The following is a 25363-nucleotide window of genomic DNA, read 5'->3' on the forward strand; positions in this document are numbered from 1 at the left end:
GAAGGTGGCGCGAAGCCGCCAGAGTTTGGGAGGACTGACCATGAAATTCTACACAACCACGGCGCTTGCCATCGCCCTGACCAGCGGGGCCGCTTTCGCGCAGCAGACAGAGGTCAACATCCTTCGCGTGCAGCCCAGCGACGAAGAGCAGGCCTTTTACGCCGAGGTCGAGGCCGCCTACGAGGCAGAAAATCCAGACGTGGACGTGGTCTTCGAATATATCGCGAACGAGGCCTACAAATCCAAGCTGCCCACGCTGCTTCAGTCGGATGCGCGTCCGGATATCTTCTACTCTTGGGGCGGTGAAACCCTGCGTGAGCAGTTCGAGGCCGGTTTCCTGCGCCCCATCGGCGATGTCGTGTCGGACGAGGCGATGTCTGCAATTCCAGAAGCCGCGACGAATGCCTATACCGTCGATGGCTCGCTCGTCGGCTTGCCGATGTACGCGACCGAGGTCGTGTTCTGGGTCAACACCGATCTGACCGAACAGGCGGGAGTCGATCACACCAGCATCGAGACCTGGGATGATTTCCTCGCAGCCGTGCAAACGCTCAAGGATGCAGACATCACGCCGATCATCGCAGGCGGGCAGGACAAGTGGCCGGTCCACTTCTACTGGAGCTACCTCGCCCTGCGCGAAGGCGGTCCCGATGTCGTGACGACCGCCATGTCCGGTGAAAACGACGGCTTCGAGAACGAAGCCTTCGTCGCCGCGGGCGAGGCCATGGAAGAGCTTGTCGCGCTGGAGCCATTCCAGCCGGGCGTCATCGGCACGACCTATGAAACGGCGTCGGGCATGTTCGCCGACGGGATGGGTGCGTTCCACCTCATGGGCGACTGGGACTATCTGCCCATGCGGGGCCGCGCGACTGACGGGGTTGGCCTGTCGGACGACCAGCTTGCGATCATGTCCTTCCCGGTGATCTCTGATCCTGTGAGTGAAGGCGGCGACGGTGCCACGTTGGGCGGGATCAACGGCTGGGCCGTCACGGCGGATGCCTCCGATCAGGCGGTCGATTTCCTGACCTACCTGCTGAACACCGACAATCAGACGACCATCGCGGAACGTGGCATCTTCATTCCGATCGTCGAAGGCTCGGATGAGGCGCTTCCCAACGCGTTCTTCCAGCAGGTGGCACAGGACATCCAGCAGTCCGACTATCACCAGATATTTCTTGACCAATTCCTGGGGGCGTCCGTCGGCGCGACCGTGAACGATGTGTCTGCCGATCTGATCGCCGGGGCCACGACCCCCGAAGACGCGGCGGCACAAGTCCAGGAAGCCTGGGACTTCCGCTGATCCGACCTGACGGCGCGCCCTGACAGGGGCGCGCCACCACGCGACACCGGGGAGGAGTTCCGATGTCAGACGCTACTTCGCCACCGGATCGCCGGCTGGCATTCAAGGATCGTGTGCGCCGCGCCGCCACGAACGGCCGTTTGACGGCGGGTCTGATCCTGCTGCCGCCCGCACTGATCCTGTTCACGCTGTTCGTCATGCTCCCCCTTGGGGAATCCGGCATGTATGCCTTCTACGACTGGAATGGCTACGGCACGCCCGAGGATTTCGTCGGCCTGCGCAACTTCGAGCAGATGCTCGGCCACTCTGTCTTTTCCGTCGCGGTTTGGAACACGGTTAAGATCGTCCTGATCTCACTGCTGATCCAGATGCCGTTGGCGCTGCTGCTGGCGCTGATGATCTACAAGAAGACGCCGACCAACGCGTTCTTCCGCCTTATCTTCTTCGTTCCCTACATCATGGCAGAGGTCGCCGCCGGTCTGATCTGGAGCTTCGTGTTCGACGGGAACTACGGCGTCACCGCCTCTATCGCTGCGACGTTGGGGATTGATCGCTTCTTCGTGCTCGCAGACCGCGATCTGGCCTTCTACGCCGTCATGGTCGTGATCGTCTGGAAATACTTCGGCTTTCACATGATGATCTACATCGCCGCCCTGCAGGGCGTGCCAGACGACCAGATAGAGGCCGCGCAGATCGAAGGTGCCACCCGCACCCAGGTCGTGCGTCACGTGCAAATCCCGCACATCAAGCCCGCTATCGCCGTCAGCGCCTTCTTCGCCATCATCGGCGCGTTGCAGGTCTTCGACGTCATCATCCCGCTGACCAATGGCGGCCCGTCCAACCAGACGCACACCATCGTCACCTACCTGTATGAGTTCGGCCTGACGCGCCTGCGCATCGGCTATGGCAGTGCGGTCGGCGTGGTCCTGTTCGTCGTCGCCGTGCTGGTGGCGGTCTTCTACCAGCGCATCTTCATGAAGAAAGGAACGGCATGACCGGTCCGCATGTCTGGCGCAATGTCGCGCGGCTGTCCCTTTTGCTGATCGTGGCCAGCTTCGTGCTCGCCCCGCTCTGGGCGACCGTAATGGGCGGCTTCAAGACGAACGCCGAAATCCGCACCGCCGCCTTTGCCGTGCCGGATGCTTTCAACACAGAGTTCTACGGCGCGATCCTAAGCGATCCGGCGTTCTGGCGGTATCTTGGCAACTCCATGCTGATCTCATCGGCGGCGGTGATCCTGACGCTGATCGTCGGCTCGGCTGCGGCTTACGTCTTCGCGCAGATCAAGTTCTTCGGCTCGAACTTCCTGTTCTCCTACCTGCTGCTGGGACTGATGTTCCCCTTCGCTACGGCGATCCTGCCCCTGTTCATCAAGATCCGAGACATCGGCCTGCTTGATACCTATTGGGCCGTGATCCTGCCGCAGACGGCCTTCGGCCTCAGCCTTGCCATCCTGCTGTTCCGCACCTTCTTCGCGCAACTCCCGAAAGAGCTGTTCGAGGCCGCCTACATCGACGGCTGCGGATACGTTCGCTTCTTCCTGAAATTTACGCTGCCACTGTCGACCCCGATCCTGGCAACGGTGGGCGTGTTCGTCTTCGTGCAAAGCTGGAACAATTTCCTGCTGCCGCTGGTCGTTCTGAACTCGCGCGAGGTGTTCACCTGGCCGCTTGGCATGATGCAGTACCGCGGCGAGTTCGTGACCCAGTGGAACCAGACGCTCGCATTCGTCACGCTGTCGCTGGTTCCGGCGGTCGTCTTCTTCCTTGCTGCCCAGAAATACATCGTCGCCGGTCTGACCGGGGGCGCGGTGAAAGGCTGATCCATGAAAATCACCAACCCCATCCTGCCCGGCTTCAACCCCGATCCTTCTATCGTGCGGGTCGGCGATGATTACTACATCGCGACCTCCACCTTCGAATGGTATCCTGGCGTCCAGATCCATCACTCGCGCGACCTGAAGAACTGGCGGTTGGTGACCCGCCCGCTGGACCGAGCGACACAGCTCGACATGCGCGGCGACCCGGACTCCGGTGGTGTCTGGGCTCCGTGCCTTAGCTATGCGGACGGGCAGTTCTGGCTGATCTACTCGGACGTGAAGCGCCGCGATGGGGCGTGGAAGGACAGCCACAACTATCTTGTCACCGCGCCCTCCATCGATGGGCCGTGGTCCGACCGGGTCCATCTGAATTCGTCGGGCTTCGATCCGTCATTGTTCCACGACGCGGACGGGCGGAAGTGGCTTTTGAACATGATCTGGAACCACAACAAGCAGGGCGGCGACCGCTTCGGCGGGATCGTCATGCAGGAATATTCCGTCGCCGAGCAGAAGCTGACCGGCGAGATCCACAACATCTATCGCGGCACCGATCACAAGCTGGTCGAGGGGCCGCATCTCTATCGCCGTGACGGCTGGTATTATCTGCTGACTGCCGAAGGGGGCACCGGCTACGACCATGCGGCCACGATGGCCCGCTCGCGCGACCTGTTCGGCCCCTACGAGACCGATCCGGCCAAACACGTGCTTACTTCGAAGGACACCGACCCCGATCACCTGCTGCAGCGCGCCGGGCACGCCGACATCGTCGAGACGCAATCCGGTGAGCACTTCATGGTCCACCTGTGCTCGCGCCCCTTGGAGGAAACGCGAACCATCGTCACCAACACGAGCATCCACGCCGATGACGTGCGCCGCTCTCCATTGGGGCGTGAGACTTCGATCCAACGGTTGATCTGGGAGGAGGGTGCGTTCCCGCGCCTTGCCCACGGCGGTCCGGCCCCCGCAACCGAGATCGACGGCCCCGATTTGCCCGAAGCCCCCGTGGACGCGATCCCCACGCGACGCACCTTCGAAGACGGTTTACCGCCAGAGTTCCAGTGGCTGCGCACGCCCGACGCCGACCGCTTGTTCTCGACCACCGAACGCGCCGGCGCGCTGCGCATATTCGGTCGCGAAAGCCCCGGCTCCCAATTTGAACACGCCCTTGTCGCCCGGCGCCAAGACGCGATCCATTACACTGCGGAAACAGAGCTGGAGATGACGCCCGGCGACTACCAGCATTTCGCGGGTCTGATCGCGTGGTACGGGCGCAACAAGTTCCACTACCTCGCCGTCACCGCCGACGAGGCGGGCGGGCGCGTCCTGACGATTTACAGCTGCGCTGCCGATTGGCCCGACGCTGCGATCAGCTATCCCGTAGAGCCGATTCCGCTGCCCGCCGACGGCCCGATCCGCCTTGGCTGCGACGTGGACTCTTCTGAGTTGCGCTTTCGCTACGCAACCGAAGGTGGCGATTGGATCGACACCGGCGTCGTGCTCGACCAGTCCGCCATCTCGGACGAGGCGGGCAACGGTCCGGGCAACAATTTCACCGGAGCCTTCGTCGGCATGTGCGCCCACGACACCTCTGGCCGCGGGCGTTTCGCCGATTTCCTGTCGTTTACCTACGAGGCCCGCAATGGCTGAAGTCCGCCTGGAGAATGTCACCAAGTCCTTCGGAAACCTGACGGTCATCCCTGACCTGTCGCTGTCCGTGCCCGACAAGTCCTTCACCGTGCTGGTCGGCCCATCGGGCTGCGGCAAGTCTACCTTGTTGCGCCTGATTGCGGGATTGGAGCGTCCCACCAGCGGCACCATCCGCATCGGCGGTGACGACGTGACCGATGACGAGCCATCCAAGCGCGGCATCTCGATGGTGTTCCAGTCCTACGCGCTGTATCCGCACATGACCGTGGCGCGGAACATCGACTTCGGCCTCCGCATCTCGAACATGCCCGCCGAGGAGCGTGAAAAGCGGCTGGCAGAGGCGGCACGCATCCTTGCGCTGGAAGACTACCTGGATCGCAAGCCCTCGGAACTGTCGGGCGGTCAGCGTCAGCGCGTCGCCATCGGACGGTCCATCGTGCGCAACCCCAAGGTGTTCCTGTTCGACGAGCCTCTGTCGAACCTAGATGCCGCCCTGCGCACGCAGATGCGCGTCGAACTGGCCGAGCTGCACCAATCCATCGACTCCACGATGATCTATGTCACCCACGATCAGGTCGAGGCGATGACGCTCGCAGACCAGATCGTCGTGATGAACAAGGGCCATATCGAACAGATCGGCACGCCGATGGACCTGTATGACACGCCCGCTTCGGTCTTCGTCGCGGGCTTCATCGGTTCGCCCAAAATGAACCTTCTGCCCGGTAAAGCCGTCGGCAGGCCTGACGTCGCAACGGTCGGCATCCGCCCCGAAGACGTGGAAGTCACCGAAGGCGAGGGCTGGGAGACGAAGGCCCGCGTGGTCGAAACGCTGGGCTCGGACACCATCGCCTATGTGCGGGTGGAGAACGTGGGCGAGATGACCGTCCGCCTGCCGGGCCACATCCGCATCCAAGGGGGTGAGCGGTTGAAGCTGCACGCCGACCCCGCACGCTACCATCATTTCGATCAAGACGGTCGCCGCATCGAACGGACAGAAGTATCCGCATGACCGGCATCGGGATCATCGGCTGCGGTGTCATCAGCGGCATCTACCTCGATAATATCGCCCGCCTGTCGGGGCTGGAGTTGCGGGCCGTCGCGGATGCGAAGGCGGACGCCGCGCAAAAAGTCGGGCAGGCGCGCGATGTGCCCGCCCTGTCGGTCGAAGACCTGCTGGCCCGCGACGATATCGACATTGTCGTGAATCTGACGATCCCCGCCGCACACGCGCCGGTCGGTCGGCAAATCCTAGGGGCGGGCAAGCACCTCTACCTCGAAAAACCACTCTCTGCCTCGCTGAACGCTGCACAAGACCTGATGCAATTGGCCGAAGATCGCGGCCTGCACGTCGGTTGCGCACCGGACACCTTTCTGGGCGGCGGCCTTCAAGCGGCCCGCGCCGCCCTCGATGCCGGGAAGATCGGGCGGGCGATCGGCGGCAGCGCCACGATGATGGTCGCGGGCCACGAACGCTGGCACCCGAACCCGGACTTCTACTACAGCGCCCCCGGCGGCGGCGCGCTGATGGACATGGGGCCGTACTACCTGACCGCTTTGGTCAATCTGCTCGGTCCCGTGCGCGAGGTCGCGTCCCTGTCCAGCCGCCCGCGCAGCGAACGCCGCATTGCCACCGGTGACCGCGCCGGACAGACCCTCCCGGTCGAGGTCGACACACATTTGCTGGGCCTTCTGGCTTTTGAGACCGGCGCGCTCATTCAGATCGCCATGAGCTTCGACGTCCAGACCCACTGGCACAGCCCGCTCGAAGTGTATGGCACCGAAGGCTCCATGCGCCTGCCGGATCCCAACCGCTTCGACGGCGAAGTCACCTTCGGCGACGAAACGACCATGCCCGCGTCCGACCGCGTATATGGCGCAGGCAACTGGCGCGGGATCGGTCTGGCGGACATGGCGGACGCAATTGCAACGGGTCGCGATCACCGGGCGAGCGGCGCGCTGGCGCTTCACGTCCTTGAAGTCATTGACGCGCTGCACCACGCCGCCGACACCAAGAGAACCATCCACATCAAAAGCGACTGCACTCGACCGCTGGCGCTGGAAACGGAACTGACATGAGCGATCCGCGCGCACTGATCTTCTGGGGCGGCTGGGACGGGCACGACCCCGAAGCCTGCGCCGCCGTCGTGGCGACGATGCTCGAAGAAGAGGGCATGGCCGTCACATCCGTTCAGGGCGCCGAAGTCCTGCGTTCTGACGACCTGACCGACTATGCGCTGATCGTGCCGATGATGACGCAGGTCGCCTCGGACAAGGACGGGATCGATAAGCTCTGCGCTGCCGTTCGTGGCGGCGTCGGCCTTGGTGGCTTTCACGGCGGCATGGGCGACGCATTTCGCGATTCCCCGGCCTACCAGTTCATGGTCGGCGGCCAGTGGGTCGCGCATCCGGGCGACTTCATTGACTACCGCATCGAGGTTACGCGCCCCGATCACCCGCTGATGGAGGGGATCGACAGCTTCGACTACCACTCCGAGCAGTATTTCATGCACGTGGACCCCGGCAACGACGTGCTCGCCACGACCACCTTCACCGGCGAACACGCGCCAGAGATCGATGGCACCACCATGCCCGTCTTCTGGACCCGCAACTTCGGCAAGGGCCGGGTTTTCTACTCGGCGCTGGGCCACAACTCCGCCGAACTCGCCCATCCCCAAGCGCGCGAAGTCCTGCGCCGCGGCCTGATCTGGGCCACCGCTACCACATAATTCAACATCCGAACTAAAGGAGAGCCGCCAAGATGAGCGACTTTTTCAAGGGCATCAGCCCGCTAAGCTACAACCCCGACGCCGATGATCTGGCCTTCCGCCACTACAACCCGGACGAGATGCTGATGGGCAAGCGCATGGAAGACCACCTGCGCTTTGCCGTCGCCTACTGGCACAGTTTCGCATGGCCCGGTGGCGACCCCTTCGGCGGCCAGACCTTCGACCGCCCCTGGTGGGGCGAGACGATGGAAGGCGCGCGCCTCAAGGCCGACATCGCGTTCGAGATGTTCGACATCCTGAACGCGCCGTTCTTCTGCTGGCACGACCACGACATCCGCCCCGAAGGCGACACCTTCGCCGAAAGCAAGCGCAACTTCGACGAGATCATCGATATCTTCGAGCAGAAGATGGAAAGCTCGAAGACGCGCCTTCTGTGGGGTACGGCGAACCTGTTTTCCAATCGTCGCTTCATGTCGGGTGCCGCCACCAACCCCGACCCGGACGTATATGCCTGGTCGGCGGCGACGGTGAAAGACTGCCTTGACGCCACCCACCGTCTGAACGGCGAAAACTACGTTCTGTGGGGCGGCCGCGAAGGCTACGAGACGCTGCTGAACACCGACATGGGGCAGGAACTGGAGCATATGGGCCGCTTCCTGTCGATGGTCGTCGACTACAAGCACAAGATCGGCTTCAAGGGCCAGATCCTGATCGAGCCGAAGCCGCAGGAACCCACCAAGCACCAGTATGATTACGACGTGGCGACCGTCTACGGCTTCCTCCAGCGCTTCGGGTTGGAGAAGGAGGTGAAGGTCAACATCGAGCAGGGCCATGCGATCCTTGCAGGCCATTCGTTCGAACACGAGCTGGCCTTGGCACGCGAGCTTGGCATCCTCGGCTCCATCGACATGAACCGCAACGACTACCAGTCCGGCTGGGACACCGACCAATTCCCGAACAACGTGCCGGAAGTCGCCTTGGCCTATTATGAGGTGCTGAAGGCGGGTGGCTTCACCCAAGGTGGCACCAACTTCGACGCCAAGCTGCGCCGGCAGTCGCTGGATCCGTCGGATCTGATCGCGGCCCACGCTGGGGCCATGGACGTCTGCGCGCGCGGCCTGAAGGCGGCGGCGAAGATGCTGGAAGATGACGCGCTCGAAGCCCCGCGCCGCGCCCGCTACGCCGGATGGGATACGGATGAGGCGCAGAAGATGCTGACCGGCGATCTGGAAACCGTTGCGGCGCGTGTCACAAAGGAAAACCTGAACCCGCAGCCACGCTCAGGTCAGCAGGAGAAGCTGGAAAACATCGTTAATCGCTACGTCTAGAAGCGATGGGGGAGGGGACCATGAAGACCATCAAGGGGCCGGGCTTGTTCCTGGCGCAATTCGCCGGGGACGACGCGCCGTTCAATTCGTGGAGCGCCATCACCAAATGGGCGGCGGATTGCGGCTACAAAGGTGTTCAGGTCCCCGTCTGGGACGCGCGGCTGGTCGATCTGGACAAGCTGGCGACCTCTCAGACCTATTGCGACGAATGGGCCGGAGAGGCGCGCGACAACGGCGTCGAGGTGACGGACCTGTCGACCCACGTTCTTGGCCAGTTGGTCGCGGTCCATCCTGCCTATGACGCCTGGGTCGATGGTTTCGCCGCGCCAGAGGTGCAGGGCAAACCAGACGCCCGCACCGACTGGGCGATCGAGCAGGTCAAGAAGGCGCTGACCGCGTCGAAGAACCTGGGAATCAGCCAGCACGTCACCTTCTCGGGCGGTCTGTGCTGGCCCTTCATCTATCCCTTTCCCCAACGCCCTCAGGGCATGGTGGAAATGGGATTCGACGAGCTCGCGCGCCGCTGGCGGCCGATCCTAGACCACGCAGAGGATTGCGGCGTCGATGTCTGCTACGAAATCCACCCGATGGAGGACCTGCACGACGGCATCACCTTCGAGATGTTTCTTGAACGCTTGGACGGCCACAAACGCTGCAACATGCTCTACGATCCGTCGCATTACGTGCTGCAATGCCTCGATTATCTGGAGAACATCGACATCTATGCCGAGCGCATCGCGATGTTCCACGTCAAGGATGCCGAGTTCAACCCGACCGGCCGCCAAGGCGTTTACGGCGGCTACCAACCGTGGGTGAACCGCGCGGGCCGCTTCCGCAGCCCCGGTGACGGTCAGGTCGACTTCGGTGCGGTCTTCGCGAAGATGGCGGCCAATGACTTCGACGGCTGGGCCGTCGTCGAATGGGAATGCGCGCTCAAGCACCCCGAAGACGGCGCGCGCGAAGGCGCGCAGTTCGTCAAGGACCACATCATCCGCGTCACGCCCCACGCCTTCGACGACTTCGCGGGCGGCGATATCGACGAGTCCACCAACCGTAAACTGCTGGGGATCGACCGATGAGCCGTATCAGACTGGGCATGGTCGGCGGCGGCAACGACGCCTTCATCGGTGCCGTCCACCGCATCGCCAGCCGCATCGACGATAAGTTTGAGCTGGTTGCGGGCGCGCTGTCCTCAACCCCCGAGAAGGCGAAGAAAAGCGCCGATGCGCTGGGTCTCGACCCCGCGCGTTCCTACGGCAGCTTCGATGAGATGGCAGAGGCGGAAGCCGCCCGCGATGACGGAATCGAAGCGGTCAGCATCGTGACCCCAAACCACGTGCATTTCCCGGCGGCCAAAGCGTTCCTGTCGCGCGGTATCCACGTGATCTGCGACAAACCCCTGACCGCAACGTTGGAAGACGCACAGGCGATGGAGCAGGCCGTCACCGCCTCCGACTCCCTGTTCGTGCTGACCCACAACTACACCGGCTATCCGATGGTCCGGCAGGCGCAGGCGATGGTCGCGGACGGCCAGATCGGCCAGATCCGTGTCGTGCAGGTCGAATATCCGCAGGACTGGATGACCGACGCGGTGGAAACCGAAGGCGTGAAGCAGGCCGAATGGCGCACCGACCCCGAACGCTCGGGCGCGGGCGGCTCCATCGGCGATATCGGCACCCACGCCTACAACCTCGCCTCCTTCGTGACGGGCCTCACGGGTGCGGAACTGGCTGCCGACCTGCACAGCTTCGGTGCGGGCCGACAGTTGGACGACAACGCCCACATCATGCTGCGCTTTGATGGCGGCGCGCGTGGCATGCTCTGGTGCAGCCAGGTCGCGCCCGGATGCGAAAATGGCCTGCGTCTGCGCGTCTATGGCGACAAGGGCGGGCTGGAATGGTCGCAGGAAGACCCGAATTATCTATGGTTCACTCCGCATGGGGAAGCCACGCGCAAACTTACCCGGAACGGGGCAGGGGCCACGGCCCCCGCAACCGCCGTCAGCCGTATCCCGCCGGGCCACCCCGAGGGTTACCTCGAAGGCTTCGCCAACATCTACACCGAAGCCGCGACGGCGATCCGCGCAGTGCAGGGCGGGCAGTCCCGTGACGCGGTGATGGGCAAGCTGCCGGGCATCAAGGCGGGCATGGAAGGCATGTCCTTCATCCGGGCCTGCGTCGCCTCGTCCAAGAACAACGCGACCTGGACGAAGATATGAGCACCGCCCCTGTCCTGGCTCTACGCGATGTCACGAAAAGTTCCGGTCCTGTCGTGGTGCCGCATGGCGTCTCGCTGAACGCAGCCCTTAGCCATTCCCTCAATGGCCATGGATCGACCTGCGCGTGGCCCGAGCGCCGCTCTCAGGGCCTGAAACCAAAGCTCGCTACGAGGCTATCGTTCGCGTTTAGTGCAGCTTCAGCTTCGGGCGCGTGGCCTTTGAAATCTCGCGCGCGGCAATCTGAACCGGTCCTCTGATCGGGCCGTGGATCGCAAGAAGATGCAAGCGATACAGCGACATGTAGGCCACTCGTGCCACCCAGCCTTCGACCTTCATCGTGCCGCCGATCAGGTTGCCCATCAGCGCGCCGGTGGTCGCGAAGCGCGACAAAGACACCAGCGCGCCCTTGTCCCGGTAGACGAAATCGGTCAACGGCTTGCCCTTCTGCGCGCGCTCAAGCTGACCCACCATATGATCGGCCATCTGCCCGGCGGACTGGGCACGCGGTGGCACCGGGCGCTCTTCACCGGGCAGCACGCAATGGGCGCAGTCGCCGATGGCGAAGATGCGCGGATCGTCCTTGCTGCGCAGCGTCGGCTCGACCTCGATCCGGCCCTGTCCGGACAGCGACAGGTCCGTCATCTCCGCCAGCGCGTGATCGCCCCGCACGCCCGTCGCCCAAAGGATCATGCTCGCTTCGAGTGGCGGCTCATCTTCGATTTGCACCGTGTCCTTCGTCACTTCGGTAACCTTCGCGCCCGTCCGCACATCGACGTTAAGGCCCTTCAGTTCAGCTTGCACCTTGTCTGAGACCTCTTCGGGCAACGCGGGCAGCAAGCGCGGACCGGCCTCCAACAGCGTGATCTGGATCGCCTCGTCGTCGAACACTTCCAACCCGTAGGAGCGCAACGATCGCGACGCGTGGACCAGTTCGGCCGACAGCTCCACCCCTGTTGCCCCGCCGCCGACGATGCAGATGGGCAGAGTGGCATCCTCGCCTGCCTGTCGCTTCTCGTTCACCCTTAGGCAAGAGTTCAGCAGACGGCGGCGGAATTGATCCGCCTGACGGCGACTTTCCAGGAACATCGCGTTCTCACGCACGCCGGGGATGCCGAAATCGTTGGACACTCCGCCCATCGCCAGCACCAGCCAGTCGTAGCGGATGGTGTGGCGGTCCACGATTACGCTGCCGTCCTCGTCCAGCAGCGGCGCGGTCGTCAGGGTCTGTTTCTCACGATCGATCTTCTCCAAGGCGCCGTTGAAGAAGCGATAGCCCCAGCGCGCGGCATGGCCCCCGTAACCGACCTCGTCGGCGTTGGCATCCATGGATCCCGCCGCCACCTCGTGCAGCAGCGGTTTCCACACGTGCGTGCGGTTCTTTTCGATCAGGATGATATCGTGCTTGTCGCGGCCATACTTGGCGCCCAAGCGGCGCACCAGCGCCAGCCCGGCGGCACCGCCACCCACCACCACGATTTGAGTCTTGCGTTTGGGGTCCATGGCGCGCTCCTTCCCACGCCTATTTAGGCGCGGGTCTGGATTCGTCACGCCCCGTGCGTGCCGTCCGCCAATCCGCGCACGAAGGACAGAACCTCGTCCACCGGCTTTCCGGTCGCGTTCTCTGCCACAATGGCAGACCCGACGACCACACCATCGGCCACGCGCGCCATTTCCGCCGCCGCCTCTGGCGTGCGGATGCCGAAGCCCACCACGACCGGCAGACCACCCGCGTCGCGGATGCGGGTCACGTCAGGGGCCACATCCCCCGCCACCGCGGCCGCCGCGCCTGTGATCCCGGTGACCGAGACGTAGTAAACGAAGCCAGACGTGTTCTCCAATACTTTGGGTAGCCGCTTCTCGTCCGTCGTCGGCGTGGCCAGCCGGATGAAGTCGATCCCCGCCGCCCGTGCGGGCAGGCAAAGCTCGTCATCTTCCTCTGGCGGCAGATCCACGATGATCAAGCCGTCCACGCCCGCCTCTGACGCCTCTGCCACGAAGCGCTCGACGCCGCGCGAATAGATCGGATTGTAGTAGCCCATGATGACGATCGGCGTGTCTGCATCGACCTCGCGGAAGGTCCGCACCATCGCCAACGTCTTCTCCAGCGTCTGCCCGCCTTCCAGGCTGCGCTGCCCCGCCAGCTGGATCGTCTCACCATCCGCCATCGGATCGGTGAAGGGCATCCCCAGTTCGATCACGTCGACCCCGGCCCCCGGCAGCCCGCACATCAGCTCCAACGAGCGATCGTAATCCGGATCGCCGCCCATGATGTAGGCAACGAAGGCGGTCTTGCCCTCGGCCTTCAGGTCATCAAAACGCGCAGCGATACGGCTCATCGGGCTCTCCTTCATCGTTCCCCAAGTACCTCGGGGTTTGGGGCAGCGCCCCAAGAGGTCCCAACGCTTGTGACCCCCGCGCCCGTCTTGTTCAAGGCCGGATGCTTCCCCATATATTACCTATGAACTACGTCCTTGCGCTTCTGCTCCCGCCATTGTCGATCCTGCTTCTGGGCCGGATCTTCCTGTCCATCATCGTCTTCCTGATCTGGGTGCCCGCCATCCTGATTTCGGGCGGCCTGACGCACCCGATGTTCATCGTGCTCGCCTGGATCCTGATCTACCAGGATCACGCCGACCGGCGCGTGTAGGCGCACCGCTTGTCCCTGCGCGCCAACGGCCTTAAAGCCGGGCGCGAACCAGCAAGCGGAGACGAGCGATGGGTTTCAAGATGGGCATCGTGGGCATGCCGAACGTCGGCAAGTCCACGCTTTTCAACGCGCTGACGAAGACCGCCGCCGCGCAGGCCGCGAACTTCCCCTTCTGCACGATCGAGCCCAACGTGGGCGAGGTCGCGGTTCCCGACACGCGCCTCGATCAACTGGCCCAGATCGCCAAGTCCAAGCAGATCGTGCCCACACGCATGACCTTCGTGGACATCGCGGGCCTTGTGAAGGGCGCATCGCGCGGCGAAGGCCTCGGCAACCAGTTCCTTGCCAACATCCGCGAATGCGACGCCATCGCCCACGTCCTGCGCTGCTTCGAGGATGACGACGTCACCCATGTGGACGGCCGCGTGAACCCGGTCGAGGACGCCTCTACCATCGAGACCGAACTCATGCTGGCCGACCTCGATTCGGTCGAACGTCGCCTCCAGAACCTATCCCGCAAGGTCCGCGGTGGCGACAAGGAGGCCGTCCAGCAGGAGCGTCTGCTGAAAGCCGCCCAGGCCGTGCTGGAAGACGGCAAGCCCGCCCGCACCGTCGACATCGACGCAGAGGATCAGAAGGCCTGGAAGATGCTCCAGCTTCTCACCTCCAAGCCCATCCTCTTCGTGTGCAACGTGGCAGAGGATGAGGCCGCCACCGGCAACGCCCATTCCCAAGCCGTCACCCAGATGGCCGCCGAGCAGGGCGCGGGCGTCGTCGTCATCTCCGCCCAGATCGAAGAGGAAATCGCCCAGCTCGACGCGGAAGAGGCGCGCGAATTCCTTGAAGAACTGGGCCTCGAACAGGCGGGCCTCGACCGTTTGATACAGGCCGGTTACGACCTTCTGGGCCTGATGACCTACTTCACCGTCGGCCCCAAGGAAGCCCGCGCCTGGACCGTCCGGCGCGGCACGCTGGCGCCCCAAGCCGCAGGCGTCATCCACGGCGATTTCGAACGCGGCTTCATCCGCGCCGAAACCACCGCCTTCACCGACTACGTGGCGCTGGGCGGCGAAGCGGGCGCGAAAGACGCAGGCAAGATGCGCGTCGAGGGCAAGACCTACGAAGTGAAGGACGGCGACGTCATGCACTTCCTCCACAGCGGCTGACCCTGCGACACCCCGCCCATTGCCCACCGCGCGTCCGCGCTAGGTCACTGGGCAAAGGAGCATCCCCATGACCGACGACCAATCAGAGACCCGTGCCCGCATCCTCGCCGTCGCCGGGCAGATGGGAAACCCCGCCACCCCGGCTGAGCAAACCGCCACAAGCCGAGGCTGGCTCGACGCCGACGGCACCCCCACCGACGATGGCCGCGACATGCTCGAAGCCATGGGCGAGCAGACGGGAACCCGGTCGGTGTTCCGGGGATAGGTCTGTGCGTGGGCCCGAGTCAGAGGCCGCCGCCCTCGGCCTCCTCTGCGCCGGATGTCACCCCTTCGTCCGCCTGATCCACGTTAAGGTCGAAGGCGACAAGGCCGCTGCTGATCATCGCGACAAACAGGAAGACCATTGAAAGGGCCGCCGATGTCCCGACCGGGCCCGCCTTGCCCAAAGCCGCTGCAAGAGAGCCTGTCTGATCGAGAATAGCCCCGCCCGACATTGGCCCGGCATCCCGCGACTTCCCAGAATGCTCCACTTCCCGAACCGGACGTGTGACGCGCAGAGCCAGAACCGCGAAAAGGCAAAAGCTGGCGACCGACAAACCAAGCGAAACTATGGAAATAATCTGTGGCATAGTAACCTCCTTACGTCAGCGTCAGTCCGTAAACCCCGATGCGTTGGATCTGGTAAGTGACCGACTGCACCAAGGACATCCCATTCGGCGTTCCGGCGACCAGCGTTCCAATCGGAGCAAAATGGGAATCGTAGACGGCAGATCCCGAATCCCCTCCGCGTGCGACCCCGTTCATCAATTCGAACACCTGTCCGTAGCAGCCATTGATCGTTCGCGTATAATAGAAGTCGCTGTAGGCGCGAACGTTATCGGTCTTCTGTCCTAATCGCGTGGAAAGGGTCACCGGCTCCATCGCGCCGGGGCGAACTACGGCTCGATGAAGATTGACTGCAGGTGTATATGCGGCCTCGACGACGGCAACATCGGGTTCCGGTGCGGTACCGGTGGCGACGCTGGGCTCACGCGACGCAATTACCCGGCCCGCCGTTCCTGTGGCCGTGAAATAGACCGGCCCACCGGACATGCGCGCCACATGGCCTGCCGTCAGATATCCGCTGCCGCCGGCCCAATTCACGGAAAAGCCTGCGGTTCCGTGATCGGGTTGGGTCTGTATGATCTCGTCTCCCAAAGGCGTCACCGGCTCCCGCGCTTCGATCAGGACGCTTGGCACCCACTCTGGCGTGCCGCCCCAGTCGAGCGCCTTGAATATCATGGCGCGAACGTCTGTTTCGATGTCGATCCCGACGAGCGTATCACGCGGAGCGACTGTTCGGCTTGCGTCGACGATCGCCACGATCTTTAACCCACCGTCGATGAAGCGCAGGCTGATTGCGTTGATGACGCGCAAGACCTCAGGTCCCTGCGTCAGCATCGCGGAACTTAACAGGCCCGCGCGTTCCGCGATCTGGAAGTTTTCAGGTCCCGCGAATGCGTAAAAGCTCATGCGGCCCTCCTTCGCTTCGGGCTGTTTTCAGAATAAGCCCCTTGGTTGACGTTAGGTCAATACCTCTGAAGGATGGCGGTATGCTCGCAGGCTCTTTCAAACCGGTGCGCAGGGCGCTCTAACGCATGGACAACCAGCCCTTCAGTCCGCATATCCAACCCATGACCGACCTTGCACACATCCGCAATTTCTCGATCGTCGCGCATATCGACCACGGGAAATCCACGCTTGCCGACCGGCTGATCCAGCTGACCGGTACCGTTGCCGAACGCGACATGCAGGCCCAGATGCTGGACAGCATGGATATCGAGCGCGAGCGCGGTATCACCATCAAGGCCAACACCGTCCGCATCGAATACCCCGCCAAGGACGGCCACACCTATATCCTGAACCTCATCGACACCCCCGGCCACGTGGACTTCGCGTATGAGGTCTCCCGCTCCATGCAGGCCGTCGAAGGCTCTCTGCTGGTGGTCGATGCCTCTCAGGGCGTCGAGGCGCAGACCCTCGCCAACGTCTACACCGCGATGGAGGCCGACCACGAGATCGTGCCCGTCCTCAACAAGGTCGATCTGCCCGCCGCCGACGTCGAGCGCGTGCGGACCCAGATCGAGGACGTCATCGGCATCGAAGCCCACGACGCCGTCGAGATCAGCGCCAAGACCGGCCTCGGCATCCCCGACGTCCTCGAAGCCATCGTCCAGCGCCTGCCCGCGCCCACCGAAGGCGACCGCGACGCCCCGCTCAAGGCCATGCTGGTGGACAGCAAGTACGACCAGTACCTTGGCGTCATCGTCATCGTGCGCATCATCGACGGCACCCTGAAGAAGGGCGACCGCATCCGCATGATGAAGACCGGCGGCACCTACGACGTGGACGACGTGGGCATCTACCGCCCCGCCATGACCGCCGTGAAGGAGCTGGGGCCGGGAGAGATCGGCTACCTCAACGCCTCCATCAAGCAGGTGCGCGACACCCGCGTGGGCGACACGATCACGCATGAGAAGAAGCCCTGCGCCACAGCACTTCCCGGCTTCAAACCCTCCATCCCCGTTGTCTTCTGCGGCCTCTTCCCCGTGGACACCAACGACTTCGAGGACATGCGCGACGCCATCGAGAAGCTCGCCCTGAACGACGCCTCCTTCACGTCGGAGATGGAAACGTCTGCCGCGCTGGGCTTCGGCTTCCGCTGCGGCTTCCTGGGCCTGTTGCACCTCGAAGTCATCCGCGACCGGCTGGAGCGTGAGTATGACATCGACCTGATCACCACGGCTCCTTCCGTGATCTACCACGTCTACCTCAAGGACGGCACGCGCACCGACCTGCACAACCCCGCCGACATGCCCGACATGACGCTGGTGGACCGCATCGAAGAGCCGCGCATCAAGGCCACGATCCTGGTGCCCGACGAATACCTGGGCGACGTGCTGAAGCTGTGCCAGGACCGCCGCGGCATCCAGCTGGACCTGACATACGCGGGCACCCGCGCAATGGTTGTCTACGACCTTCCCCTCAACGAAGTGGTGTTCGACTTCTACGATAGGCTGAAATCCGTAACGAAAGGTTACGCCAGCTTCGATTACCAGATGATCGGCTACCGCGAGGACGCGCTGGTCAAGATGCAGATCCTGGTGAATGACGAGCCTGTGGACGCCCTGTCCATGATGGTCCACCGCGACCGGGCAGAGGGGCGGGGCCGCGCCATGTGTGAAAAGCTCAAGGACCTGATCCCCCGCCACATGTTCAAGATCCCGATCCAGGCCGCCATCGGAGGCCGCGTCATCGCGCGCGAGACCCTGTCGGCCATGCGCAAGGACGTCACCGCCAAATGCTACGGCGGCGACGCGACCCGCAAGAAGAAGCTGCTGGAGAAGCAGAAGGCGGGTAAGAAAAAGATGCGCCAGTTCGGGAAGGTGGAGATTCCGCAAGAGGCTTTCATAAACGCGCTTAAGATGGATAGCTGATCCTCGGAGCTTCGATGACAAAAATTGTAATGATAATTGGCGCTGGAGCTAGTCAAGAATTTGGATTTCCTACTGGCGGCGATCTCATGGGGCAGATTGGAAATCTGTGTAAATTTGATACTCGTTACAATGGAATTGAAGCTGGTGACCGCGCCTTTTTTGGTTTGTTGAAGAAAGCGTCGGAGAAGTTCGATGTTCGTTTCGATGAGGTTCTTGCTGGAGCGCGACTGATAAGTCAAAATATGCATTTAGCTCCATCAATCGACAACTTTCTTCATACTCATTCAGAGAGCGAAGAACTTGTCATTGCTGGCAAGCTCGCGATCTTCACCTGCCTGCGAAGGGCGGAAGAAGGCTCTTCATTGTTTGAAGAGGAAGCGACTCTTGGTCGCCCGCGTGTCCCGGAATTTGCTACGCGAACTTGGCTAGTAGAGCTTTTTAAAATTCTTGCTTCAGGCAGGACCTCTGAACAGTTTCTCAAGGATCTAAGTGAGATCAGATTCATCAGTTTCAATTACGATAGGTGTATCGAAAGATTTTTTACTGCAGCATATGAAAGCTACTTCAATAATCCGGGAGCAGCTGCCGACCTAGCTGACAATCTCAATATTCTACATCCTTATGGCGTACTTGAGCAATATGATTTCGCCAACATCAATGGTGATAGGCGAATGTACAGTGGGGGCTTCCCAGTAGTGGCTCTGGACGCAGTTGATAACATCAGGACATTTACGGAAGGCAGCGAAAAGATAAATCGCGGCCGATTGGAAACACAGATTACAGATTCATCTGTTGTTATGTTCTTAGGCTTTGGTTTTCATGCCCTCAACAATAGGCTACTGCCTGGTAAGAAGGTGAGTGGAGAAGTACTGGCAACTTCTTACGGTCTTTCCCAGTCAAACAAGTCTGAGATCGAGCATGAGCTAATTGCAAATATCTACGGCGGCGATCCTCGATATAAGAAGAACATTCAATTTTCTGACTGCAAATGTTCTGAGCTTATCTCAAGATATTCGAGGCTACTCGAGCGGATTTTGAACTAGCTGTTTACCCTCACTCCCCATATACAATCGGCAGAACCTTCCGCGACACCGCCTCGGCGTTGCCCATGCCGTTCTTGCGCAGGACCTCCCCGACGTCTTTATCGAGCGTCATCCGCTGCATCATCGTTCGTCTGGGGACGGGCCGGTTCGATGACCGCGCCCGTCCCTTGATCTCACAGGTCGTTCTGGACGTCCTGCGCGGTGTTCTCGATGGCGCCGCCGGCGCTCTGGATGTCCTCTCCTGCACCGCCGACGGTCTCGCAGGCGGTGAGGGTGAAAAGGCCCAGAAGGGCGGCTAGGGTGATACGCATGGGTGTTCTCCGTGGGTTGCTTCCGTCGCCCAACCGATCGGAGCGGTTCGTGTTCCTGTCTCGATCACGAATCGGCGATTCCATGCAACTTTTCCGCGCCGGGCTGCATAAGCCGCCCCTTATCTTGCCAAGCACAGGCGGACATCACTCCCCATCCACGATCGTCAGAATCTCCCGTGACAGCGCCTCGGCGTTGCCCATGCCCTTCTTGCGCAGGAGTTTCTCGATCTCTTTCTCCAGCGTCATCCGCTGCATCATCGAGCGTTTGGGGATCGGGATGCCCGTGCGGGTCATCATGAAGTAGCGCAGCACCGTGTTCATGCGGGTGTGCCAGCCGTGGCCGGACCCTTTGAAGTAATGCACCACGTCCTGATCCACGCGGATCGTCAGCCGCGTCTTCGCGGGTTTCCTGTAGGTCGGGATGCGGGCCCAGGCGTCGGGCGGGTGGATGCCGCCGATCTCTGCCCGGATCGCCCGCCACTCGTGATCCTTGTCCATCGCTGCCCCCTTGTATCACGGGGCAGACTGGCCGGGACGGGGTAAACGCCGCGCAAACGCAGCGCGCTGTAGGGGCAGGGGGATGTACATCGGCCCGACACCCTATGCACATCGGCCCGCCCTTTACTGCACATCGGCCCGCCTTTTGCTGCACATCTGCCCTACGGCATATGCACGCCTGCGGGACGGATGCGGGACTTATTTTCGCTTGGTGCCCGGCATCCACATGGACATCCACATCTCGACCCATTGGTTCATCATCTGGGTCTGCATCTTGCTGGCCTCGGCCATCATCTGGCCGCGCGCCGGGGCCGCCATCTGGTTCGCAGCCGACAGCCAGGCACTCATATAGGGGTTTTTCATCTTGGAAGGTCCACATATCGAAGGGTACATCATAACCTCCACATGGCCCCTATTCTGCCCCAGCGTAAGGGGAGAGAGGCCTGCAATCGTTGCGTGTGCGTTCAGTGGGCGGGTTTACGCGCAAGGGCGTAAACGGCCGTCGCGACGATGGCGTATATCCCGTTGAAGATAAACACCAATCCCCAAGGTGCCGCCGCGCCCCAGATCAGCTTTGCGCTTAGTGTGGCCAGTAGATTCAGCACCACGATCCCCGTGATCCAAGCCGCCGCACCGCCCATCCGCGCAAAGATAGGGATCAAGGCCAAGGCGAAGACGACCGACCAGAACTCTCGCCCCGCCGACAGGATCAACCCCATGACGGGCGTGCCGGTGACGACGGTGATGGCAATGGAATTGGCGATGCAGCCAAGAATGCCAGCAACGACGGCGATCAGGATATTGCGGGTGGTGAACATGTCGGGCGGTCCTTGATTATCCGTTTCGGTATAAGCTAGGCCGCCCATCCAAGATGTCCCGCGGCCCTTTAATCATGGGCCGCAAAAGGCTTCAGCCGTCGACGATGACGTCGGCTGCGTTGTCGAAGTCATCCCCGACACCTTGCGCGGTTTCGCATGCTGCAAGGCCGGTGATCAGGGCGAGAAGAACAGCGATCCGGATCATCAGAACAGGTTCTCGCCGTTCTCTTCGGCGATCGAGTCGGCTCCGATCGCGGCGCCTGCGCCAACGGCAGCGGCGCACCCGCCAAGGGTCGTGAGGGACAGCATCAGTCCCAGTATCATCGTCAGTCGCGTTGCCATCTTGGCTCTCCTGCTGGTTGTTCCTTCTGAAACGGATCACAGCCGTTCGAGTTCCCGTGAGCAGGTCATTGCAGGAAGGTGCGCACCGCCGCCTCGACCTCACGCGGCTTCTCCGCATGCAGCCAATGCCCCGCCCCCGGTATCGCCGCAAACCGCGCCTTCGGGAAAACCTCCCGTATCGCTGGGCGCATATCCCGTGTAACGTAATCGCTGTCGGCGCCCGACAGGAACAGGGCCTCTCGCGGGAATGCGCCGGGCAGATCGGCCCAGCCGGTGATCGCATCCATCCGGGCTGCCAGCGCGTCTAGGTTCAGTCGCCAGCGCCCCTCTGCCATATCGAGGCTTTGCAGAAGGAACGCGCGAACGCCGGGGGTGTCGACCGTTTCGGCCAGCCGCGCATCGGCGTCCTTCCGGCTGTCCAGACCGCTCAGGTCCAGCGCGCGCATGGCGTCGATCAAGTGCATCTGGCTGTGGGTATAGGCGACGGGCGCGATGTCGGCGACGATCAGCTTTTGCACCTTGTCCGGGTGCCGCAAGGCCAGCGCCATAGCAGCCTTGCCACCCATGGAGTGGCCCAGAACATGTGCCGGGCCATCCAGCGTCTCTGCCAAATCATCGGCCAGATCGGTGTAGGCGTGATCCTCCGACCAGTCCGAGCCGCTGTGATTGCGCATGTCCACCGCCGTGACGCGAAAGGCGTCCGACAGGCGTTTCTGCAGAACGCCCCAGTTGCGCCCCGACCCGAAGAGGCCGTGGGCGATCAGCAGGCGCGGGGCGTCCGCGGGCCCAAGGGTCGTGGACGCCAGCCGCATCAGAGTTCGGGGTAGATCGGGTAGCGTCCGCAGAGTTCGGCGACTTCGGCGCGCACTTTCTCTTCCACTTCCTCATTGCCGTCGGGGCCCTTGGCGGCGAGGCCGTCGACGACCTGCACGATCCAGTCTGCGATCTGGCGGAACTCGGGCTCACCGAAGCCGCGGGTGGTTCCGGCGGGCGATCCCAAGCGGATGCCGCTGGTGATCATCGGCTTTTCGTCGTCGAATGGGATGCCGTTCTTGTTGCAGGTGATGTGGGCGCGACCCAGGGTCTTCTCGGTGTCGTTGCCCTTCACGCCCTTGGGGCGCAAGTCCACCAGCATCACGTGGGTGTCGGTGCCGTCTGTGACGATGTCCAACCCGCCTTTCATCAGCTGATCGGCCAGCGCCTTGGCGTTCAGGATCACCTGCTGCTGGTAGGTCTTGAAGCCCGGCTCCAGCGCTTCCTTGAAAGCGGCGGCCTTGCCCGCGATCACGTGCATCAGGGGGCCGCCCTGAATGCCGGGGAAGATGGCGGAATTGAACTTCTTGGCCAGCGCCTCGTCATTGGTGACGATCATGCCGCCGCGCGGGCCGCGCAGGGTCTTGTGCGTGGTCGTCGTGGCAACATGGGCATGGGGGAAGGGCGAGGGGTATTCGCCCGCTGCCACGAGTCCTGCGAAGTGGGCCATGTCGACCAGCAGGTAGGCACCTACCATGTCGGCGATCTCTCGCATGCGCTTGAAGTCGATGACGCGCGGAATGGCCGAGCCGCCGGCGATGATCATCTTGGGCTGGTGCTCTTTCGCCAGCTCTTCGATTTGATCGTAGTCGGGCAGCAGCGTGTCGCGCTTGACGCCGTATTGGATGGCGTTGAACCACTTGCCGGACTGGTTGGGCTTGGCGCCGTGAGTCAGGTGACCACCGGCGTCCAGGCTCATGCCAAGGATCGTGTCGCCCGGCTGCAGCAGCGCCGTGAACACGCCTTGGTTCGCCTGGCTGCCGGAGTTCGGCTGCACGTTGGCGAACTGGCAGTCGAACAGCTTGCAGGCACGCTCGATTGCAAGGTTCTCGGCCACGTCAACGTACTGGCAACCACCGTAGTAGCGGCGACCTGGATAGCCCTCGGCGTACTTGTTGGTCAGGACAGAGCCCTGCGCTTCCATCACCGCCTTCGAGACGATGTTTTCGGAGGCGATCAGCTCGATCTCGTCGCGCTGACGACCCAGCTCCTGATCCATGGCCTGCGCCAGTTCGGGGTCGGACTGATGAAGCGGCTTTGTGAAGAAGCCTTCGTCGCGATGCGGTGCATTCATGGGGTGTGCTCCTTGGCCAGCGGGAAACGGTTGGCCGCTCTTACCGCAGGGTCGGGCAAGGGGGAAGTGTTCTGGGCGACGCACCGCTTGTCATTCGCGCCATGGGCGGGCAACCCTGCCATGCAGGAGGGCCGCCCATGGACCGCAGGATCGCGTTTCTCGCCAGTCGCAGCGATGTGGCCCGCGACGCGCTGGCCGCTTTGTCGCGCGCCTACGGTAACGTCACGCCCGAAGAGGCCGACGTGATCGTGGCGCTGGGCGGGGACGGTCACATGCTGCAAACCCTGCACGAGACGCAGGCGCTGCCCGCGCCGGTCTATGGCATGAATTGCGGCACCATCGGCTTCCTGATGAACGAGTATTCCGAGACCGGGTTGCTGGAGCGTCTGGACGTGGCCGAGATCGAAACGATCAATCCTTTGAGCATGCGCGCGATGAAGGCCGACGGTTCGTCGGAGATGCATCTGGCGATAAACGAGGTCTCGCTTCTGCGCCAAGGCCCGCAGGCGGCGAAGCTGCGCATCATGGTGGACGGGCGCGAGCGTATGGAAGAGCTGGTGTGCGACGGCGCGCTGGTCGCGACGCCCGCCGGGTCCACCGCCTACAACTACTCTGCCCACGGGCCGATCCTGCCCATCGGCGCGGATGTTCTGGCGTTGACGGCGGTTGCGGCGTTTCGTCCTCGCCGCTGGCGCGGCGCATTGCTGCCCAAGACCTGTACCGTGCGATTCGAAGTGCGCGAACCGAAAAAACGCCCCGTTATGGCCGACGCCGACGGCCATTCGGTGCGCGATGTCGTTGCGGTGGAAGTGACGACCGCGCCGGACATCACTCATTCGATCCTGTTCGATCCGGGGCACGGGCTGCAGGAACGCCTGCTGCGCGAACAGTTCGTCTAAAGACGGGGGGCCGGCCCCAGTGCCACGGGGCCAAGGAACGTCTGGCCGTTGCGGAACTCCAGCGGCAGGGTCAGCCGTCCGTCGCCTCCCGACATCATGGCGACCAGCCCCAGTGCCTGCTCCACTTGCCGCAGGTTGTCTTGCGGGAACAATCCCGCCTGTGCCGCGATCTGCAGCGCGCCCTGCCAGTTGCGCAGGGTCGTTTCCAGCGTGCCGGTGACGAAGCCGTCCGCGCCGACGTTCAGGTCTCCGGCTGCATCCAGACCGATCTCACCCCAGTCGATCTTCAGGTCCGCGATCTCCAGCACCTGCACTTCCAGCGGCGCACCTTGGTAGACGGCCAGATCGACGGGCCGGTCGAAGGTCACGGTCGCGTCCAGCGTCGCCCCGTCGATCAGCCCGCTGTCCGGCCCACCCAGCCGGTCGGCCAGCGCGGGCGGCAGGCGCACGTCGTCCAGTGTGATGCCGATGTTATGCGCGCGTCCACTGTCGTCACCCGGCGCCAAGCGGCTGGCGGCAAGGATGCGTAGCGCGCTAAGGTCTACGCCGTTAGAGGACAGCACGGCATCGTCTACCACCAGATTCGCGTGGTCGAGCGTTAAATCCGTGCTCGGAGACACCGTCGCCGACCCGCGCGCGCTTTCGGTGGTCAGCGTAGCCTCTCCGAACGGCCCGGTCAGGCGCTGCGAGGGCGGCAGCGCCACGATCACCTGATTGGGCCGATACGACAAGGCGAAGATCTGCAGGAAGGGCAGGGACCACGTAAGGCCGCTTGCGGGCACGTGTACTTCCAGCTCGTCGATCATCGTGTCGAACCGGTTGGGAAAGCCGGTGACATTCAGCGCCTCTGTCTGCACCTCGACGCCTTCGGACCGTGCGGCGTCGATGCTGTCGGTCAACGCGCGCTCCAACGCGGTGGCGCCGATGAACCAGTAGGCGGACCAGCCCAAGGCAGCGACGACGATCAATCCGATAAGCCAGCGCATGATGTTCCTTTCCCGGTGGCCTTTCGCAACGG

The 25363-nt window shown here is 62.8% G+C and carries 29 protein-coding genes; 16 read left to right on the plus strand and 13 right to left on the minus strand.

The window, feature by feature from the left end; genetic code table 11:
* Nucleotides 1–40 precede the first annotated feature (40 nt).
* The 10 genes from FIU81_RS03540 (at nt 41) to FIU81_RS03585 (ending at nt 11038) form a co-directional block, all read left to right on the plus strand.
* Entirely contained in the window at nt 41–1300 is a 1260-nt protein-coding gene (locus FIU81_RS03540; RefSeq protein WP_124111906.1) for an ABC transporter substrate-binding protein, read from the plus strand.
* Nucleotides 1301–1362: 62 nt separating this feature from the next.
* Nucleotides 1363–2295, plus strand: a complete 933-nt coding sequence (locus FIU81_RS03545; protein WP_124111907.1) for a carbohydrate ABC transporter permease — start codon at nt 1363–1365, stop codon at nt 2293–2295.
* Nucleotides 2292–3122, plus strand: coding sequence for a carbohydrate ABC transporter permease (locus tag FIU81_RS03550; RefSeq protein ID WP_124111908.1), 831 nt, complete (start codon nt 2292–2294; stop codon nt 3120–3122). The genes FIU81_RS03545 and FIU81_RS03550 overlap by 4 nt, the downstream gene beginning before the upstream one ends.
* A gap of 3 nt (nt 3123–3125) precedes the next feature.
* Nucleotides 3126–4766, plus strand: a complete 1641-nt coding sequence (locus FIU81_RS03555) for a glycoside hydrolase family 43 protein (RefSeq protein WP_124111909.1) — start codon at nt 3126–3128, stop codon at nt 4764–4766.
* A complete protein-coding gene (locus FIU81_RS03560; protein ID WP_124111910.1) occupies nt 4759–5775 on the plus strand; it encodes an ABC transporter ATP-binding protein in 1017 nt (338 codons plus the stop codon). Before FIU81_RS03555 ends, FIU81_RS03560 begins: the two co-directional genes overlap by 8 nt.
* Nucleotides 5772–6842, plus strand: coding sequence for a Gfo/Idh/MocA family protein (locus tag FIU81_RS03565; RefSeq protein ID WP_216644276.1), 1071 nt, complete (start codon nt 5772–5774; stop codon nt 6840–6842). Before FIU81_RS03560 ends, FIU81_RS03565 begins: the two co-directional genes overlap by 4 nt.
* Entirely contained in the window at nt 6839–7492 is a 654-nt protein-coding gene (locus FIU81_RS03570; RefSeq protein ID WP_124111912.1) for a ThuA domain-containing protein, read from the plus strand. Before FIU81_RS03565 ends, FIU81_RS03570 begins: the two co-directional genes overlap by 4 nt.
* 32 nt (nt 7493–7524) lie before the next feature.
* On the plus strand, nt 7525–8820 hold the full coding sequence (gene xylA, locus FIU81_RS03575; RefSeq protein ID WP_124111913.1) for a xylose isomerase: 1296 nt from the start codon (nt 7525–7527) through the stop codon (nt 8818–8820).
* Between the two features lie 20 nt (nt 8821–8840).
* Nucleotides 8841–9899 carry a sugar phosphate isomerase/epimerase family protein gene (locus FIU81_RS03580; protein ID WP_124111914.1) on the plus strand — a complete coding sequence of 353 codons (1059 nt, stop codon included), beginning with the start codon at nt 8841–8843 and terminating at the stop codon, nt 9897–9899.
* Nucleotides 9896–11038, plus strand: a complete 1143-nt coding sequence (locus FIU81_RS03585; protein WP_124111915.1) for a Gfo/Idh/MocA family protein — start codon at nt 9896–9898, stop codon at nt 11036–11038. Before FIU81_RS03580 ends, FIU81_RS03585 begins: the two co-directional genes overlap by 4 nt.
* Before the next feature lie 186 nt (nt 11039–11224).
* Here the strand turns inward: FIU81_RS03585 and FIU81_RS03590 are convergent, their stop codons facing one another.
* Together FIU81_RS03590 and trpA are read right to left on the minus strand one after the other, a co-directional pair.
* Nucleotides 11225–12538 carry an NAD(P)/FAD-dependent oxidoreductase gene (locus FIU81_RS03590; protein ID WP_124111916.1) on the minus strand — a complete coding sequence of 438 codons (1314 nt, stop codon included), beginning with the start codon at nt 12536–12538 and terminating at the stop codon, nt 11225–11227.
* A 44-nt stretch (nt 12539–12582) separates the two neighbouring features.
* The gene (gene trpA / locus FIU81_RS03595) at nt 12583–13374 is read right to left on the minus strand and encodes a tryptophan synthase subunit alpha (protein WP_124111917.1); all 792 of its coding nucleotides are present in this window, start codon (nt 13372–13374) and stop codon (nt 12583–12585) included.
* A 122-nt stretch (nt 13375–13496) separates the two neighbouring features.
* Between trpA and FIU81_RS03600 the strand changes: the two genes are divergently transcribed.
* The 3 genes from FIU81_RS03600 (at nt 13497) to FIU81_RS03610 (ending at nt 15116) form a co-directional block, all read left to right on the plus strand.
* The gene (locus FIU81_RS03600) at nt 13497–13685 is read left to right on the plus strand and encodes a hypothetical protein (protein WP_124111918.1); all 189 of its coding nucleotides are present in this window, start codon (nt 13497–13499) and stop codon (nt 13683–13685) included.
* 68 nt (nt 13686–13753) lie between these two features.
* A complete protein-coding gene (gene ychF, locus FIU81_RS03605) occupies nt 13754–14851 on the plus strand; it encodes a redox-regulated ATPase YchF (RefSeq protein ID WP_124111919.1) in 1098 nt (365 codons plus the stop codon).
* Between the two features lie 67 nt (nt 14852–14918).
* Nucleotides 14919–15116: a hypothetical protein gene (locus FIU81_RS03610; protein ID WP_124111920.1), complete on the plus strand. Its 198-nt coding sequence runs from the start codon at nt 14919–14921 to the stop codon at nt 15114–15116.
* Nucleotides 15117–15135: 19 nt separating this feature from the next.
* On the opposite strand, the gene FIU81_RS03615 is transcribed toward FIU81_RS03610, so the two are convergent.
* Together FIU81_RS03615 and FIU81_RS03620 are read right to left on the minus strand one after the other, a co-directional pair.
* A complete protein-coding gene (locus FIU81_RS03615; protein WP_124111921.1) occupies nt 15136–15480 on the minus strand; it encodes a hypothetical protein in 345 nt (114 codons plus the stop codon).
* Nucleotides 15481–15490: 10 nt separating this feature from the next.
* Nucleotides 15491–16363 (minus strand): hypothetical protein, encoded by an 873-nt coding sequence (locus FIU81_RS03620; RefSeq protein ID WP_124111922.1) that lies wholly within the window; start codon nt 16361–16363, stop codon nt 15491–15493.
* Nucleotides 16364–16524: 161 nt separating this feature from the next.
* Here FIU81_RS03620 and lepA point away from each other — a divergent pair, with 161 nt between their 5' ends.
* Nucleotides 16525–18327, plus strand: coding sequence for a translation elongation factor 4 (lepA, locus tag FIU81_RS03625; protein WP_124111923.1), 1803 nt, complete (start codon nt 16525–16527; stop codon nt 18325–18327).
* A 14-nt stretch (nt 18328–18341) separates the two neighbouring features.
* Nucleotides 18342–19370 carry a hypothetical protein gene (locus FIU81_RS03630; protein WP_124111924.1) on the plus strand — a complete coding sequence of 343 codons (1029 nt, stop codon included), beginning with the start codon at nt 18342–18344 and terminating at the stop codon, nt 19368–19370.
* Nucleotides 19371–19543: 173 nt separating this feature from the next.
* Here FIU81_RS03630 and FIU81_RS03635 read toward each other — a convergent pair whose 3' ends face one another.
* The 8 genes from FIU81_RS03635 to glyA form a co-directional block, all read right to left on the minus strand.
* Nucleotides 19544–19681 (minus strand): entericidin A/B family lipoprotein, encoded by a 138-nt coding sequence (locus FIU81_RS03635; RefSeq protein WP_124111925.1) that lies wholly within the window; start codon nt 19679–19681, stop codon nt 19544–19546.
* 144 nt (nt 19682–19825) lie between these two features.
* Nucleotides 19826–20179: a BrnA antitoxin family protein gene (locus tag FIU81_RS03640; RefSeq protein WP_124111926.1), complete on the minus strand. Its 354-nt coding sequence runs from the start codon at nt 20177–20179 to the stop codon at nt 19826–19828.
* Nucleotides 20180–20377: 198 nt separating this feature from the next.
* Nucleotides 20378–20527, minus strand: a complete 150-nt coding sequence (locus FIU81_RS16645; RefSeq protein ID WP_172971387.1) for a hypothetical protein — start codon at nt 20525–20527, stop codon at nt 20378–20380.
* A gap of 116 nt (nt 20528–20643) precedes the next feature.
* Nucleotides 20644–20997: a hypothetical protein gene (locus FIU81_RS03645; RefSeq protein WP_124111927.1), complete on the minus strand. Its 354-nt coding sequence runs from the start codon at nt 20995–20997 to the stop codon at nt 20644–20646.
* A gap of 91 nt (nt 20998–21088) precedes the next feature.
* Nucleotides 21089–21202 (minus strand): entericidin, EcnA/B family, encoded by a 114-nt coding sequence (locus tag FIU81_RS03650; RefSeq protein ID WP_124111928.1) that lies wholly within the window; start codon nt 21200–21202, stop codon nt 21089–21091.
* On the minus strand, nt 21202–21339 hold the full coding sequence (locus FIU81_RS16650; protein WP_172971388.1) for a hypothetical protein: 138 nt from the start codon (nt 21337–21339) through the stop codon (nt 21202–21204). Before FIU81_RS16650 ends, FIU81_RS03650 begins: the two co-directional genes overlap by 1 nt.
* Before the next feature lie 65 nt (nt 21340–21404).
* A complete protein-coding gene (locus tag FIU81_RS03655) occupies nt 21405–22151 on the minus strand; it encodes an alpha/beta fold hydrolase (protein WP_124111929.1) in 747 nt (248 codons plus the stop codon).
* Nucleotides 22151–23446: a serine hydroxymethyltransferase gene (glyA, locus tag FIU81_RS03660; protein ID WP_124111930.1), complete on the minus strand. Its 1296-nt coding sequence runs from the start codon at nt 23444–23446 to the stop codon at nt 22151–22153. Before glyA ends, FIU81_RS03655 begins: the two co-directional genes overlap by 1 nt.
* Before the next feature lie 137 nt (nt 23447–23583).
* On the opposite strand from glyA, the gene FIU81_RS03665 reads away from it, so the two are divergent.
* The gene (locus tag FIU81_RS03665; protein ID WP_124111931.1) at nt 23584–24345 is read left to right on the plus strand and encodes an NAD kinase; all 762 of its coding nucleotides are present in this window, start codon (nt 23584–23586) and stop codon (nt 24343–24345) included.
* On the opposite strand, the gene FIU81_RS03670 is transcribed toward FIU81_RS03665, so the two are convergent.
* Nucleotides 24342–25331: a DUF2125 domain-containing protein gene (locus FIU81_RS03670; RefSeq protein WP_172971389.1), complete on the minus strand. Its 990-nt coding sequence runs from the start codon at nt 25329–25331 to the stop codon at nt 24342–24344. The two genes, FIU81_RS03665 and FIU81_RS03670, sit on opposite strands and share 4 nt — an antisense overlap.
* Between the last annotated feature and the right edge of the window lie 32 nt (nt 25332–25363).

This window comes from Palleronia sp. THAF1 (assembly GCF_009363795.1).
Classification (GTDB): Bacteria; Pseudomonadota; Alphaproteobacteria; order Rhodobacterales; family Rhodobacteraceae; genus Palleronia.